This is a genomic window from Lysobacter sp. Soil_N_23 (assembly GCF_057656135.1).
Window position 1 is genome coordinate 107,923 of record NZ_JBDGKY010000011.1, and the last position, 15,689, is coordinate 123,611.

Annotated in this window: 14 protein-coding genes and 1 pseudogene; all 15 read left to right on the top strand. The window is 68.7% G+C overall.

Annotated elements, in window-relative coordinates; translation table 11 throughout:
* The first annotated feature begins 3 nt into the window (after positions 1–3).
* Complete coding sequence (gene sdhA / locus AC3A3X_RS10295; protein WP_487582934.1) at positions 4–1,797, top strand: succinate dehydrogenase flavoprotein subunit; 1,794 nt, start codon at positions 4–6, stop codon at positions 1,795–1,797.
* A gap of 15 nt (positions 1,798–1,812) precedes the next feature.
* Positions 1,813–2,595: a succinate dehydrogenase iron-sulfur subunit gene (locus AC3A3X_RS10300; protein ID WP_487582935.1), complete on the top strand. Its 783-nt coding sequence runs from the start codon at positions 1,813–1,815 to the stop codon at positions 2,593–2,595.
* Positions 2,596–2,795: 200 nt separating this feature from the next.
* A complete protein-coding gene (locus AC3A3X_RS10305) occupies positions 2,796–3,050 on the top strand; it encodes an FAD assembly factor SdhE (protein ID WP_487582936.1) in 255 nt (84 codons plus the stop codon).
* Positions 3,051–3,087: 37 nt separating this feature from the next.
* Entirely contained in the window at positions 3,088–3,450 is a 363-nt protein-coding gene (locus AC3A3X_RS10310) for a hypothetical protein (protein WP_487582937.1), read from the top strand.
* 6 nt (positions 3,451–3,456) lie between these two features.
* Positions 3,457–4,701: a lipoprotein-releasing ABC transporter permease subunit gene (locus tag AC3A3X_RS10315; protein ID WP_487582938.1), complete on the top strand. Its 1,245-nt coding sequence runs from the start codon at positions 3,457–3,459 to the stop codon at positions 4,699–4,701.
* Positions 4,694–5,416 (top strand): lipoprotein-releasing ABC transporter ATP-binding protein LolD, encoded by a 723-nt coding sequence (gene lolD / locus AC3A3X_RS10320; protein ID WP_487582939.1) that lies wholly within the window; start codon positions 4,694–4,696, stop codon positions 5,414–5,416. The genes AC3A3X_RS10315 and lolD overlap by 8 nt, the downstream gene beginning before the upstream one ends.
* 15 nt (positions 5,417–5,431) lie before the next feature.
* Positions 5,432–7,875 (top strand): annotated as a pseudogene (locus AC3A3X_RS10325) (DNA internalization-related competence protein ComEC/Rec2); the annotation flags it as partial.
* Complete coding sequence (locus AC3A3X_RS10330) at positions 7,823–8,455, top strand: MotA/TolQ/ExbB proton channel family protein (protein ID WP_158731297.1); 633 nt, start codon at positions 7,823–7,825, stop codon at positions 8,453–8,455. The pseudogene AC3A3X_RS10325 and the gene AC3A3X_RS10330, both read left to right, overlap by 53 nt.
* Positions 8,456–8,468: 13 nt before the next feature.
* Positions 8,469–8,927 carry an ExbD/TolR family protein gene (locus tag AC3A3X_RS10335; RefSeq protein ID WP_487582940.1) on the top strand — a complete coding sequence of 153 codons (459 nt, stop codon included), beginning with the start codon at positions 8,469–8,471 and terminating at the stop codon, positions 8,925–8,927.
* Positions 8,924–10,672, top strand: a complete 1,749-nt coding sequence (msbA, locus tag AC3A3X_RS10340; RefSeq protein WP_487582941.1) for a lipid A export permease/ATP-binding protein MsbA — start codon at positions 8,924–8,926, stop codon at positions 10,670–10,672. The genes AC3A3X_RS10335 and msbA overlap by 4 nt, the downstream gene beginning before the upstream one ends.
* Positions 10,669–11,724 carry a tetraacyldisaccharide 4'-kinase gene (lpxK, locus tag AC3A3X_RS10345; RefSeq protein WP_487582942.1) on the top strand — a complete coding sequence of 352 codons (1,056 nt, stop codon included), beginning with the start codon at positions 10,669–10,671 and terminating at the stop codon, positions 11,722–11,724. Before msbA ends, lpxK begins: the two co-directional genes overlap by 4 nt.
* The gene (gene kdsB / locus AC3A3X_RS10350) at positions 11,721–12,491 is read left to right on the top strand and encodes a 3-deoxy-manno-octulosonate cytidylyltransferase (RefSeq protein WP_487582943.1); all 771 of its coding nucleotides are present in this window, start codon (positions 11,721–11,723) and stop codon (positions 12,489–12,491) included. The genes lpxK and kdsB overlap by 4 nt, the downstream gene beginning before the upstream one ends.
* Before the next feature lie 7 nt (positions 12,492–12,498).
* A complete protein-coding gene (locus AC3A3X_RS10355) occupies positions 12,499–12,999 on the top strand; it encodes a low molecular weight protein-tyrosine-phosphatase (protein WP_487582944.1) in 501 nt (166 codons plus the stop codon).
* 186 nt (positions 13,000–13,185) lie between these two features.
* Entirely contained in the window at positions 13,186–15,057 is a 1,872-nt protein-coding gene (gene uvrC / locus AC3A3X_RS10360; protein ID WP_487582945.1) for an excinuclease ABC subunit UvrC, read from the top strand.
* Entirely contained in the window at positions 15,054–15,620 is a 567-nt protein-coding gene (gene pgsA, locus AC3A3X_RS10365) for a CDP-diacylglycerol--glycerol-3-phosphate 3-phosphatidyltransferase (protein ID WP_487582946.1), read from the top strand. The genes uvrC and pgsA overlap by 4 nt, the downstream gene beginning before the upstream one ends.
* Positions 15,621–15,689 lie beyond the last annotated feature (69 nt).

Below are 15,689 nucleotides of genomic sequence, written 5' to 3' on the forward strand. Positions count from 1 at the left end.
TACATGGCCGCCGCTTACAAGATCCACGAACACACCTTCGACATGGTCGTCGTCGGCGCCGGTGGCGCCGGTCTGCGCGCGACCTTCGGCCTGGCCCAGAAGGGCCTGAAGACCGCCTGCATCACCAAGGTCTTCCCGACCCGTTCGCACACCGTGGCCGCGCAGGGCGGTGTCGCCGCGGCGCTGGCCAACATGGGCGAGGACGACTGGCGTTACCACTTCTTCGATACCGTCAAGGGCTCGGACTGGCTGGGCGACCAGGACGCGATCGAGTACATGTGCAAGGAAGCCATCCCGGCGATCATCGAGCTGGAGCATTACGGCGTTCCGTTCTCGCGTACCGACGACGGCAAGATCTACCAGCGCCCGTTCGGCGGCATGACCACCCGTTACGGCGAAGGCCCGCCGGCGCAGCGCACCTGCGCCGCCGCCGACCGCACCGGCCACGCCATCCTGCACACGCTGTACCAGCAGTCGCTGGCGCATGACGCGCAGTTCTTCATCGAGTACTTCGCGCTGGACCTGATCATGGACGCCGACGGCGCCTGCCGCGGCGTGCTTGCGCTGGACATGGCCGAAGGCACGCTGCACCTGTTCAAGGCGCAGGGCACGGTGCTGGCCACCGGCGGCTACGGCCGCGCCTACTTCTCGGCGACCTCGGCCCATACCTGCACCGGCGACGGTGGTGGCATGGCGCTGCGCGCGGGCCTGGCGCTGCAGGACATGGAGTTCGTGCAGTTCCACCCGACCGGCATCTACGGCGCCGGCTGCCTGATCACCGAGGGCGTCCGCGGCGAAGGCGGCATCCTGCGCAACAGTAACGGCGAGCGCTTCATGGAGCGCTACGCGCCGAGCGTGAAGGACCTCGCCCCGCGCGACATGGTCAGCCGTGCGATGACGATGGAAATCCGCGAAGGCCGCGGCGTCGGCGAGCACAAGGACCACATCCTGCTCGACCTGACTCACCTCGGCCCGGAAGTGATCCACGAGAAGCTGCCGGGCATCGCCGAGTCGGCGCGCATCTTCGCCAACGTCGACGTCGAGAAGCAGCCGATCCCGGTGATTCCGACCGTGCACTACAACATGGGCGGCATTCCGACCAACTACCACGGCGAAGTGGTGCAGCTGCGCAACGGCAACCCTGACGAAGTCGTCCCGGGCCTGTACGCGATCGGCGAAGCGGCCTGCGTGTCGGTGCACGGCGCCAACCGCCTGGGCTCGAACTCGCTGCTCGACCTGGTCGTGTTCGGTCGCGCCGTCGCCAACCGCGCCGCCGAGACGGTCAAGGCCGACGGCAAGCAGGCCCGCCTCGCCGGCGATGCCTGCGACTCGGCCTTGAGCAGGCTCGACAAGCTGCGCAACGCCAACGGCGGCTCGCCGACGGCGGTCATCCGCGACAAGATGCAGCGCACGATGCAGGCCGACGCCGCGGTGTTCCGCACCGGCGAGACACTGTCGGAAGGCGTGCGCAAGATGCGCGACATCCACGCGTCCTTCAGCGACGTCAAGGTGGCCGACCGTTCGCTGATCTGGAACTCGGACCTGATCGAGACCTACGAGCTGTCGAACCTGCTCGACCAGGCGCTGGTGACAATTGTCTCGGCCGAGAACCGCAAGGAATCGCGCGGCGCCCACGCCCGCGAGGACTTCCCGGACCGCGACGACGCCCACTGGCAGAAGCACACCCTGTGCTCGGTCACTGAGAGCGGCGAAACCGCCATCGACTATCGCCCGGTGCACATGTACACGTTGAGCGACGACGTGACCGTGGTTCCGCCGAAGAAGCGCGTCTACTGATCCGGAGCGAGCAACGTGGCTGAATTCTCACTACCCAAGAACTCGCAGATCCAGAAGGGCCGCCACTGGGCGTCACCGGGCGCCAGGCAGCCGCGCACCTTCAAGGTCTACCGCTGGAACCCCGACGACGGCATGAACCCGCGCGTGGACACCTATGAGGTGGACATGGCGACGTGCGGCCCGATGGTTCTGGACGCGCTGATCAAGATCAAGAACGAGATCGACCCGACGCTGACCTTCCGCCGGTCCTGCCGCGAAGGCATCTGCGGTTCGTGCGCGATGAACATCGACGGCACCAACACGCTGGCGTGCACCAAGGCGATCGGCGATTGCGGCAAGGCCGAGGTGCCGATCTATCCGCTGCCGCACATGCCGGTGGTGAAGGATCTGGTCCCGGACATGACCCACTTCTACGCCCAGTACGCTTCGATCAAGCCGTGGCTGCGCACGCAGAGTCCGGCACCGTCCGACCGCGAGCGCCTGCAGTCGCCGCAGGACCGCAAGAAGCTCGACGGCCTGTACGAGTGCATCCTGTGCGCGTGCTGCTCGACCAGTTGCCCGAGCTACTGGTGGAACGGCGACCGTTATCTGGGCCCGGCGATCCTGCTGCAGGCCTACCGCTGGATCATCGACTCGCGTGACGAGGACACCGGTGCGCGCCTGGACGATCTGGAAGACCCGTTCAAGCTGTACCGCTGCCACACCATCATGAACTGCGCGCGCACCTGCCCGAAGGGCTTGAACCCGGCGCAGGCGATCGGCGAGATCAAGAAGCTGATGCTGGCCCGTCGCGTCTGACGACGCGCGGGGTGGGTGAAGATGGAAGGGCGCACGCGGGTGCGCCCTTTTTTCTGCAATCGGGCGGCCCTCATCCGCCTGCCGGCACCTTCTCCCGCATGCGGGAGAAGGGCATGATCCGATGGTCTGTCCGTTCGTCCTTAGCCCCTCTCCCGCGTGCGGGAGAGGGGTTGGGGTGAGGGCAGCAGGAAGCCAAAGCAATGAACGAAGCCGACGAACGCGAACTACGCCGCCTGCGCTGGCGCTGCCGGCGCGGCATGCGCGAACTCGATCAGCTGTTCGAGCGCTACCTCGATCGCGCTTGGCGCCAGGCCGACGAGGACGAGCGCGTCGTTTTCCTACGGCTGCTGGAAACCGAGGACGATAAGCTCTGGCACTGGTTCATGGGCAACGACGCGCCGACCGATGCCGACCTCGCCGCGCTCGTCGCGCGCATCCGCTCCTTGCCTCCTTGAGTGGCGCCCGTCGCGGCTGCTTGCCGCGGCGCTCGCATTGTTGGGCGTACTGGCCGCTTTGGCCCTGATCGGGTCCGAGATGCCCTTGCCGCTGTCGCTGCCGCTGGCCTTGCTGGCGGTCGGGGAGGGGTTGCGGCTCGCCCGCCGCGAGTGCCTGCGGCCAAGGCAATGGTTGCTGATCGGCGCCGACGGCGCGGCCACGCTGGGCGGTCAGGCGATCACCGGCCTCAGCGTCGAGTGGCGCGGGCCCCTGGCTTTCATGCGATTTGTGGACAGCGCCGGCCGCCCGTGCCGCCTTGCCTGGTGGCCCGACACCCTCCCGGCCCGGTCGCGCCGTGAACTCAGGCTGGCCGCTCCGGTCAAAGCCGCTGCGCTTCCGCCGCCTTCGATGGCACCATAGCCCGATATGTTCAAACCCATCCCAGTGGCCATCGGCCTGCGCTACCTCCGGGCCAAGCGCCGCAACGGCTTCATCTCCTTCATTTCCCTGGCGTCCATCGCCGGCATCGCGTTGGGCGTCACGGCGCTGATCACCACCCTGGCGGTGATGAGCGGCTTCCAGCGCGAGATCCGCGACCGCATGCTGCAGATGGCCGCACACGCCACGGTCAGTGCCTATGGCGAACCGCTGACCGACTGGCAGCAGGCAGTCAAGACGGCCGTGGCCGACGCACGCGTGGCCGGTGCCGCTCCCTACATCGAGAAGGAGGCGCTGCTGTCGGGTGCGCGCAACCAGCCCGCGATGATTCGGGCGGTGTTGCCCGATCAGGAGCGCAACGTGTCGGTGCTTGCCGACAAGATGGTGCAGGGCAAGCTCGACTCGCTCCAGCGCGGAAGCTTCAACATCGTGCTGGGCAAGGAGCTGGCGCTGTGGCTCGGCGTCGGCATCGGCGACAGCGTGGTGATGACCACCAGCGATTTCCGCAGCACGCCACTGGGCGCCGTACCGCAGCTCAAGCGGTTCACCGTCAGCGGCATCTTCGAGGCCGGCTACAACGAGTTCGACAAGGGCCTGGCCGTCGTCAACATGCACGACATGCAGCGCCTGCTGCGCATGGGCGACGGCGTTACCGGCGTGCGCCTGCGCCTGCACGACATGGACAAGGCCTGGGACGTGGCGCGTGACCTGGCGGTGAACCTGGGCGGGCCGTACCGGGTCAGCGACTGGACCAGCGAGAACGCCAACATGTTCCGGGCGCTGAAGATGGAGAAGACCATCATGGCGATCCTGCTGTCGCTGATCATCGCGATGGGCGCCTTCAACCTGGTCAGCTCGCAGGTGATGCTGGTGACCGACAAGCAGGCCGACATCGCGATCCTGCGCACGCTCGGCCTGACCCCGCGCGGCGTGATGCAGGTGTTCGTGGTGCAGGGCACGCTGATCGGCGTGATCGGCACCGTGATCGGCGTGATCGGCGGCATCGTCCTCACGCTCAACCTGGAGCACATCCTCAAGGCGATCGAGGCCGTACTCGGCGTGCAGCTGCTGCCGGAGGACGTCTATTACATCACCGGCCTGCCGACCGACCTGCAGACCAGCGACGTGGTGATCATCGCCGCGGTCGCGCTGGCGATGGCGTTCATGGCCACCATCTATCCCGCCTGGCGCGCCGCGCGCACGGCTCCGGCGGAGGCGCTGCGCTATGAGTGATGCCATCAACAATCAAAAGCATACGGGCGAGTCGATCCGGGCCGAGGGCCTGGCGATGACCTACGCCGAGGGCAAGCTGCGCACGCCGGTGTTCGCCGGCCTGCAGCTGTCGGTGCAATCGGGCGAGACGGTGGCGATCCTGGGCGCGTCCGGCGCTGGCAAGAGCACGCTGCTGCACCTGCTGGGCGGGCTCGACACACCCACCGCCGGCGAAGTGTTCGTGGCCGGGCAGCAGATGAGCTCGCTGTCGGACGCGGCGCGCGGCGCACTGCGCAATCGCGCACTCGGCTTCGTCTACCAGTTCCATCACCTGTTGCCGGAATTCACCGCACTGGAGAACGTGATGTTGCCGGTGCTGCTGTCCGGTGCGCATGTCGCGGACGCTTCCAAAAGCGCGCGGGCGCTGCTGGAGTCGGTCGGCCTGGGACACCGCCTCGAGCACAAGCCCGGTGAGCTGTCCGGTGGCGAGCGTCAGCGTGCCGCCGTCGCACGCGCGCTGGTCAATCGCCCGGCCTGCGTGCTCGGCGACGAGCCCACCGGCAATCTCGACGAAAAGACCGCGCAGACGGTGTTCGAAATCATGCTCGCGCTCAATCGCGAGCAGCACACCAGCCTGGTGCTGGTGACCCATGACCGCCGCCTCGCACGGCGCCTGGATCGCGTGCTCGAACTGCACGAGGGCAAGCTGCGCGAGCTGAGCCACGACGAGGTGTAAGACAGGGAGAGGTCGATGCACGAAGCGGCAAGGACGCCGCCGTTCGGAACCGCAGCCGCACTGGCCCTGCTGACAGGCATCTGCGCCTGTCTGTGGCTGCCATGGCTGTTGCCCTGGCCCGGTTCGATCGGACTGTTGCTGGAGGGCATTGCCCTGGGCTGGCGAGGTGTTCGCACCTGCCGCACGGCACTGCTGCTGGCCGGCTGGTTACTGCTGGGATTCGCGCTGGCGGGCCTGCATGCAGCGCATTCGCTGGCATTGCAACTGCCTCCGCAGCTGGAGCAGCAGGACGCGCGGATCCGCGGCCGCATCGTCGATCTGCCAGTGCACGAAGTGGCGCGTAGCCGCTTCGTCTTCCGTGTTGACGATGACGCGACGCAGGTCCGGTCGCTGCGTGGCCGCACGCTGCGCCTGGCCTGGTACGACCGCAACCCAAGGGCCCGCGCCGCGCTGAGGGCAGGGCAGCGCTGGCAATTCGACGCACGCCTGCGCGCACCGCGAGGCCTTCGCAACCCCGGCGGCCTGGACAGCGAGCGACATGCACTGGCGCAACGCATCGCCGCCACCGGCTATCTGCGACAGCCGCAGCAGGCACGCCTGCTCGCGCCGGAGGATGGACTGGAAGCGTGGCGCGAAGCCATGTCCGGGCGCATCGGCTTGCTCGACCGGCCGTCCACGCGATTCGTGCGCGCCCTCGCGCTGGGCGACACGCGTGCGCTCGACGATGGCGACTGGCACGTCCTGCGCGCCAACGGCCTCACCCACCTGATCGCCATTTCCGGTTTCCATGTCGGCCTGGTGGCGGGCTTCTTCGCGTTGCTGGCGCGAGCGCTGTGGTGGTTGTGGCCGGTGGCGCTGGCGCGGCGCATGCCTGCGCAGATCGCGGCGGCCGCGGCCGGGCTCTGCGGCGCCGTGTTGTATGCGGCGGTCGCCGGATTCGCGCTGCCGACGGTGCGCACCGCGTTGATGATCGCCATGATCGCCGGCGTGCGCATGTTCCGCAGACCGCTGCGGGTGGCCGATTCGCTGGCACTGGCGGCCATCGCGGTGTTGCTGGTGGATCCGATGGCCGTGCTCGGGGCCGGATTCTGGCTCAGCTTCGCCGGCGTCGCCTGGTTGCTGTGGTGCCTGCCGCATGCGGGCGGGCGACCGCTGCACGATTTCCTCTCGGCGCAGGGCGTGGCAACAGTCGGGCTGTTGCCGTTGAGCGCCGTGCTGTTCGGCCAGGCCTCGCTGGCGGGGCTGCTGGCCAACCTGGTGGCGGTGCCGTGGTGGAGTCTGGTGGTGGTGCCGCTGTCGCTGCTCGGGCTGGCGCTGGAGATGCTGGCTCCCGGCAGCGGTGCCTGGGCCTGGAATCTTGCCGCGGCGGCCTTCGAGCTGAGTTGGCCGCTGTTCGAGCGCCTGGCGGCCACCCCGCTGGCGGTCTGGTGGCTGCCCGAACCGGCCTGGTTCGCCTTGCCGATGGCGCTGCTCGGTGCGTTCTGGCTGCTGCTGCCGCGCGGCGTGCCGGGCAAGCCGCTGGCGTTGCTGTTATGGCTGCCGCTGTTGTGGCCGGACCGCCACCTGCCGCGCCACGGCGAAGCCGAGCTGGTGGTGATCGACGTCGGCCAGGGCCTGTCGGTGCAGGTGCGCACGGCGCGGCATGTGCTGCTCTACGACATGGGCCCGGCGGTGCGCGACGGGTTCGATGCCGGCGAGCGGGCGGTGGTGCCGACTTTGCACGCGCTGGGCGTCCGCCGGATCGACCGGTTCGTGGTCAGCCATGCCGACAACGACCACGCCGGCGGCCTGGAGGCGGTCGGCCGGGTGTTCGGGACCGCGGACCTGGTCGCGCCGGAGGGCGCCCCGCTGGCGGACGCCCGGCCCTGCGTGGCCGGGCAGGCGTGGGACTGGGACGGCGTCCGCTTCCGCTTCCTTCACCCGGCGCCGTACTTCCCCTACCTCGGCAACGAGGCCAGCTGCGTGCTGCGGATCGAGGCGGCCGGCGCGTCGGCGCTGCTGACCGGCGACATCGGCGAGGCGGTCGAGCGGATCCTGCTGCGTCGGGCCCCCGCGGCCCTGCGCGCGGACGTGGTCACGGTGCCGCATCACGGCAGCAATGGCTCCTCCGACCCCGGATTCGTGGCCGCCACCGGTGCGCGCCATGCCCTGGTGGCGTCCGGCCACGGCAACCGGTTCGGGCACCCAAAGCCGGGGATCGTCGATCGCTGGGTCCGGGCGGGCGCCCAGGTCCACGACACCGCCCGCGCCGGCGCCCTGCGTGTGCGGCTTGGACGAGGCGGCGTGAGCGTCGAATCGCGACGGCAGGCACAGCCGCGGCTGTGGGATGCAGCACAACGCTGGGAGAGGGGCGCGGCTGGGCTATCCTATCGGCCTGATTAACACGGCCGAGGGCCGGAGGTTGGCGTGCTGGAACTGGTCAAGGCCGGCGGTTGGCCGATGATTCCCCTGTTGTTGCTGTCGGTACTGGCCCTGACGCTGATCGTCGAGCGCGCCTGGTCGCTGCGTCGCAGCGTCGTGCTGCCGCCCAACCTGGGCAAGGAAGTGCGGACCTGGGCGGGCAGCGGCAAGCTCGACCCGGCGCACATCGAGTCGCTGCGCAAGACCTCTCCGCTGGGCGAGCTGCTGGCCGCCGCCCTGGACGTCCGCCTGCGCCCGCGCGACCAGATCCGCGAGCGCATCGAGGACGTCGGCCGCCATCTGGTCCACAAGATGGAGCGCTACCTCAACACCCTCGGCACGATCGCCGCGGCCGGCCCGCTGCTGGGCCTGTTCGGCACCGTCGTGGGCATGATCCAGATGTTCCTGGGCATCCTCGACCACGGCATCGGCGACGTGAACCAGCTCGCCGGCGGCATCGGCAAGGCCCTGGTCTGCACCGCCGCCGGCATGATCGTGGCGATCCCGGCGCTGATCGCGCACCGCTGGTTCCGCGGCCGCATCGGCGAATACATCGTCTCGATGGAGCACGAAGCCATCGCCCTGATGGACACGCTCGATACGCGCCCGGCCGCCGTGCGCACGCCGCAGGCTGCCTGAGGCCCACGTCACGATGCGTATCCGCGACCACCGCGCCTTCGAAGACGGGCTGGAGATCAACCTGGTCCCGTTGATCGACGTGATCCTGGTGCTGATCATCTTCTTCGTCGTCACCGCGACCTTCGACGCGCGCTCGGTGCTCAAGCTCGAGCTGCCGCGTGCCACCGGCGAGCCGGCCAGCGACACGTCCAAGTCGCTGATCGTGCTGGTCAACGCCGACGGCCGTTACTTCGTCGACGACCGCGAAGTGCTGCGCAGCGACGTCGAATCGCTCAAAGCGACCATCGCGGAAGTCGCCGGCACCGACCGCGACCGTCCGGTGATGCTGCGCGCCGATGCACGCACGCCGTACCAGGCCGTGGTCACCGTCTACGACGCACTCGGGCAGCTGGGCTTCCGCAAGGTCATGAACGCAACCGCACCGCAGACACGCGAAGGCGCGGGTGGAACCGCCGCGGGGGCGGGCAAGTGAGCGACGCCCCGTCGCCCTGGTCGACCTACCGCCGCCTGCAGGACTTCGTATCGCCGTATCGCGGCGTGCTGCTGATAGCGCTGCTGGGCATGCTGATCGAAGCCGCCGCCGCCGGCGCCTTCACCTGGCTGATGAAGCCGGTGGTCGACGAGACCTTCATCAACAACAACCGCAAGCTGAGCCTGTTGTTGCCGTTGGCGATCGTCGGCATCTTCGTCGCCCGCGGCATTGCCGGTTACATCACCGACACCTTCATGGCGCGCGCCGGCCGCAGCATCGCCCGCGACCTGCGCGTGATGGTGCTGGGCAAGTACCTGCGCCTGCCGGGCCTGCGCTTCGACACCGAACCGGTCGCCTCGATGCTCACGCGCCTGGGCTCGGACAGCGACCAGGTCGCGCAGGCCGCGATCGATGCCGCCAAGGTGATGCTGCAGCAGTCGCTGCAGGTCGTGGCGATGATGGCCGTGATGCTCTACTACAGCTGGCGCGTGACCCTCGCCATCCTGCTGCTGGGCCCGTTGCTGGCCTGGACGATGGACACCGTCGGTCGACGCTACCGTCGCATCGGCCATCGCATCCAGGAGAGCGGCGCGCAGCTGTTGCAGTCGGCCGACCAAGCCTTGTCGAACCATCAGGAAGTGAAGGTCTACGGCGCCCAGGGCGCCGAGCTCGAGCGTTACTCCGGCCAGGCCAACCACCACCTGCGCCTCAGCCTCAAGGTCGAGTCCACGCGCAGCATCTCCTCGGCGGTGGTGCAGTTGATGGGTGCGGTCGGCCTGGCGCTGCTGCTGTTCTTTGCCGGCCGCGAAGCCGCCAACGGCCGCCTCAGCGCGGGCGATTTCGTCAGCCTGATGACCTCGATGCTGGCGGTGATCCCGGCGCTGAAACAGCTGACCAACGTGCAGGGCATGCTGCAGCGTGGCGTGGCTTCGGCCGAACGCCTGTTCGACGTGCTCGACACGCCCGACGAGATCGACACCGGCCGGCGGCCGCTGGATCGCTCGCAGGGCCTGCTCGAATTCCGCGATGTCACCGCGCGTTATCCGGGCCAGGCACAGCCGGCGCTGTCCGACGTCAGCTTCGTCGCACGCCCCGGCACGGTCACCGCGATCGTCGGCCGCTCCGGCAGCGGCAAGTCGACGCTGATCAAGCTGATCCCGCGCTTCTACGACATCGAAGGCGGGCAGATCCTGCTCGATGGCCATCCGCTGCAGGACTACCGCCTGCAGGACCTGCGCCGCCAGATCGCACTGGTCGGCCAGCAGGTGATGCTGTTCGACGGCACCGTCGCCGCCAATGTCGCCTACGGCGAACTGCAGGACGCCGGCGAACCGGCGCTGGATCAGGCGGTGCGCGGCGCCAACGCGATGGAGTTCGTCGAGCGCCTGCCGCAGGGCATGCATACCGAGATCGGCGCCAAGGGCGGCCGTCTTTCCGGCGGCCAGCGCCAGCGCCTGGCCATCGCGCGCGCGATGCTCAAGGACGCGCCGATCCTCATCCTCGACGAGGCCACCGCGGCGCTCGACACCGAGTCCGAACGACTGGTGCAGGACGCGCTCGACCACCTGATGCCCAACCGCACCACGCTGGTCATCGCCCACCGGCTGTCGACGATCGAACATGCCGACCAAGTGCTGGTGCTCGACCAGGGGCGCATCGTCGAGCGCGGCACGCACAGCGAGCTGCTGACGCACGGCGGTCTCTACGCCCATCTCCACCGCATGCAGTTCCGCGAGTCTGAATGAGTAAACGGTCGTCGCAAACCCCGGCGTTCTGGTACGACGACGTGCGCGTGCCGCTCGGTGCGCGCCTGCTTTCGGCAGTCTACGGTTCACTCAGCGGACTGCGACGCAGCCTGTACCTGAAGGGCTGGCTCAAGCGCCAGCACCCGGGCGTGCCGGTGATCGTGGTGGGCAACATCACCGCGGGCGGCGCCGGCAAGACGCCGTTGACCATTTCCCTGGTCGAACGCCTGCGCGCCGAAGGCTGGAGTCCCGGTGTCGCCAGTCGTGGCTATGGCCGCGACGATTCCAGTACGGCGATGTGGGTCGATTTCCGCAGCCCTGCCGACGCCGCCGGTGACGAACCGGTGCTGATCGCGCAGCGCACCGGCGTGCGCATCCGTGTCGATCGCGACCGCGCCGCCGCCGCCAAGACGCTGGCCGAAGCCGGCTGCGATCTGGTGATCTGCGACGACGGCCTGCAGCACTACAAGCTCGCGCGCGACATCGAGATCGAAGTGGTGGATGGCCGCCGTCGCTATGGCAACGGCCAGCTGCTGCCGGCCGGGCCGCTGCGCGAATTGCCCGAGCGTGGCGCCCGCTGCGACTTCCGCGTAGTCAATGTCGGTGCCGGTGGCGTCGGCAATGGCGACACCGGTTTCGGCGAATGGCCGATGCGCCTGCTGGCCGACCAGGCCCAACCGATGCTGGGCGGGCGTCCGCGCCGCCTGACGTCGTTCTCCGGCCAGCGCGTGCATGCGGTGGCGGGCATCGGCGATCCCGAGCGATTCTTCTCGATGTTGCGCGGTTTCGGCATTGCCGTGGTCCCGCACGCATTCGCCGACCATCATCGCTACAGCGCCGAGGACTTCGAGTTCGGCAGCCGCGAACTGCCGGTGCTGATGACCGAGAAGGACGCGGTGAAGTGCACTGCGTTCGCCGATGACCGCCATTTCAGCGTGCCTGTGCGGGCCGAGTTGCCGGAAGCGTTCTGGGTTTCGCTGCTGGATCGCCTGGCGAGCAAGGCGCGTCCGTATCGCAACGGCGCCGGTGCCAACGATGGGAAGCTTCCATGACCACGGATTTCGTCGTCGCAATCCCGGCCCGGCATGCGGCCACCCGCCTGCCTGGCAAGCCGCTTCGCCTGCTGGCCGGCGAGCCGCTGGTGCTGCATGTTGCGCGCCGTGCACTGGCGGCAGGCGCCCGTGAAGTCTGGGTTGCCGCCGACGATGAACGCATCGCCGTCGCCATTGCCGATTGCGGCGTTCGCGTGGCCATGACCTCGCCCGATCACGCATCCGGCACCGACCGCCTCGCCGAGTGCGCACGCATTGCCGGCTGGAGCGACGACACCGTCGTGGTCAACCTGCAGGGCGACGAACCGTTCGCACCGGCCGCCGGCATCCGTGCCGTGGCCGCGCTGATGCTGGAAGGCGACACCGAGATGGCGACGCTGGCCGCGCCGGTGACCGACGTCGAAACGCTGCTCGACCCCAACGCCGTCAAGCTGGTGCGTGCCGGCAACGGCAATGCCCTCTACTTCAGCCGTGCGCCGATTCCGTGGCCGCGCGATGCCTTCGCCCGCGATCGCAGCAGCATGCCGGGGCAGGGCGAATGGCTGCGCCATATCGGCATCTACGGCTACCGCGCCGGTTTCCTGCAGCGCTTCGCGGCGCTGCCGCCGGGTCGGCTGGAGCAGATCGAATCGCTGGAGCAGTTGCGCGTGCTCGAAGCCGGCTACCGCATCGCCGTCGGGATCACGCCCGAGCCGTTCCCGCCCGGCGTCGACACCCCCGAGGACCTTGCCCGTGCCGAAGCCTGGATCGCCGCCGGCCGTGGCTGAACCGGTCATGCCTGTGCAGGTCATGCCTGGAAAGGTCCGCCTGCTGGTCGTCTGCCTGGGCAACATCTGCCGCTCACCGGTCGCCGAAGGCGTCCTGCGCGCCCGCATCGCCACCTCCACGCTGGCCGGGCAGATCGAGCTGGACTCGGCCGGGACGGGCGACTGGCACGTCGGCCAGCCGCCGGACCGGCGCGCGATCGCCAATGCCGCCGGGCACGGAATCGACATCTCCGGTCTGCGCGCGCGCCAGCTTGGCGCCGATGACTACCAGCGGTTCGACTGGCTGCTGTGCGCGGACCGCGAAAATCTGCGCGACGTCCAGGCGCGTGCCCCGCGCGGCGCGCGCGCCCAAGGTGCGCTCTTGCTGGAATGGACCGGAATAGAGGACGGCGGCGAAGTGCCCGATCCCTACACCGGCGGTCCGGCGCAGTTCGAACAGGTCTTCCAGTTGCTCGATCGCGCTGCCGACGGCGCCATCGCCCGTCTGCGCCGCGAATACCGACTGTAGGAGCGAGCTTGCTCGCGATAGGCCTGACAGCGGCTCGCAGGCCCGATCGCGAGCAAGCTCGCTCCTACAAAAGGTCGGGGGAGCCTTGTGCTGCCGCATAATTGGCCCAATTCCTGAGTCGATGCTCGTGACCGCAACGCCCGCCATCGCCACCCTTCCGCCCACGGCTTTCGCCGGCTTCGCACCATGAGCCGTGCCGAAACCACGCCGTTCGACGGCAAGGCGTTCATCAAGGCGCTGAGCACCGCGCCGGGTGTGTACCGGATGATCGCGGCCGACGACAGCGTGCTCTATGTCGGCAAGGCCGGCGTGCTCAGGAACCGCGTCTCCAGCTATTTCAACGCCACGCCGAAGTCGGCGCGGATCATGACCATGCTGGCGCAGACCGCGCGCATGGAAGTGACGGTCACGCGCACCGAGACCGAGGCGCTGATCCTCGAGAACGAGCTGATCAAGGCGCTCAAGCCGCGCTACAACGTCTTGCTGCGCGACGACAAAAGCTACCCCTACGTGCTGATGACACAGGAAGCATGGCCGCGCATCGCCATGCACCGCGGGCCTCGCGCGATCCCGGGCCGTTACTTCGGCCCCTACGCCAGCGTCGGCGCGGTCCGCGACTCGCTCAACCTGATGCACAAGCTGTTCAAGCTGCGCAGCTGCGAGGACAGCGTCTTCCGCAACCGTTCGCGGCCCTGCCTGCAGCACCAGATCGGCCGCTGCAGCGCGCCGTGCGTCGGCATGGTCCAGGCGCGCGACTACGCCGAGAGCGTGCGTCGTGCCAGCCTGTTCCTGGAAGGCCGCAGCGACGAGCTCAGCGACGACCTGGTCAAGTCGATGGAAGCGGCCAGCGTGCGCCTGGATTTCGAGGAGGCCGCGCGCCTGCGCGACCTGGTCGCCTCGATCCGCAGCGTGCAGGCGCGGCAGTACGTCGACGGGCGTGCCGCCGACCTGGACGTGCTCGCCATCGCCATGCAGGGCGTGGCGGCCTGCGTGATGCTGCTGGCCTTCCGCGACGGTCGCAATCTCGGAACCCGGGCGTTCTTCCCCAGGACAAACGGCAGCGACAACCCCGAAGAGGTGCTGGCGGCGTTCGTCTCGCAGTACTACGGCGAGCAGCAACCCCCGCGCGAGATCGTGCTCGACCGCGACATCCCGGATCGCGAGCTGATCGAGCAGGCGCTGTCGAGCGCCGGCGAACGCAAGGTGCAGATCCGCTGCAACGTACGCGGCGAGCGCGCCGGCTATCTCGACATGGCCAGGCGCAACGCCGAACTGTCGCTGTCGAGCGAGCGCACCAGTCACGCCGCCCAGCGCGCCCGCGCCGAAGCGCTGCGCGACATGCTCGCCATGCACGAACTTCCCGCCCGCATCGAGTGCTTCGACATCAGCCACACCATGGGCGAGGCGACGGTCGCTTCGTGCGTCGTGTTCGATGCCGAAGGCCCCGTGCGCGGCCAGTACCGGCGCTACAACATCGCCGGGATCGAGCCCGGCGACGATTACGCGGCGATGCACCAGGCGATCGAGCGGCGGTTCCGCCGCGCGGTGGAGGAGGGCGGGGTGATGCCCGACATCCTGCTGATCGACGGTGGCGCCGGCCAGGTCGCGCAGGCGCGTGCGGCCCTGGACGAGCTGGGCGTCAAGGGCGTGGCCCTGGTGGGCGTGGCCAAAGGCCCGGCCCGTCGGCCCGGCGACGAGGAACTGCTGCTGCCCGATGGCCGCACCGTGCACCCCGGGGCCGAGTCCCCGGCGCTGCAGCTGGTCCAGCAGGTCCGTGACGAAGCGCACCGTTTTGCCATCACCGGCCACCGCGGGCGCCGCCAGAAGGCCCGCAACACCAGCCGCCTGGAAGACATCGCCGGCATCGGGCCGCGCCGACGCGCCAGCCTGCTGCGGCACTTCGGCGGCCTGGGCGGCCTGAAGGCGGCGGGCGTCGAGGAAATCGCACGGGTGGACGGCATCAACGATGCCCTGGCGGAGCGTATCTATGCGACCCTGCACGGGCTGGACACCCCCGACATGAACGACGCAAAGAGCGGCGCGCGGAGCGAAGGATGAAGTTGACGGTACCGACCATGCTGACCCTGCTGCGGATCCTGCTGATCCCGGTGCTGGTGCTGGTGTTCTATTTGCCGTTCAAGTGGACGAACTTCGCGGCGGCTTTCATCTTCGCTTTCGCCTCGATCACCGACTGGCTCGATGGCTGGATCGCGCGGCGCTACGACCAGTACTCGGCATTCGGCGCATTCCTCGATCCGGTGGCCGACAAGCTGATGGTCGCCGTGGCGTTGTTGCTGACCGTTCAGAAGCACCCGACGGTGTGGATGGCGTTGTGGGCGGCTGTGATCATCGGTCGCGAAATTGCCGTTTCCGCGCTGCGCGAGTGGATGGCCGAACTCGGCCAGCGCGCCACGGTCAAGGTCGCCGGCATCGGCAAGATCAAGACGATCGTGCAGATGGTGGCGCTGGTGTGCCTGCTGTATCAGGAACCTTTCGCCGGCATCAATGTGTTCATGGTCGGCGAGTGGTTGCTGGCTGCGGCGGCATTGCTGACGTTGTGGTCGGGACTTTTGTATCTGCGAGCTGCATGGCCGGTCTTGCGCGAAGACGCGCGTTCATAGAAAATAGCGTCATCGCGAACGGTGCAGTGTTCGCTGATCGACCGGGCAGTGGCAGGTCCGGTGGGGTGT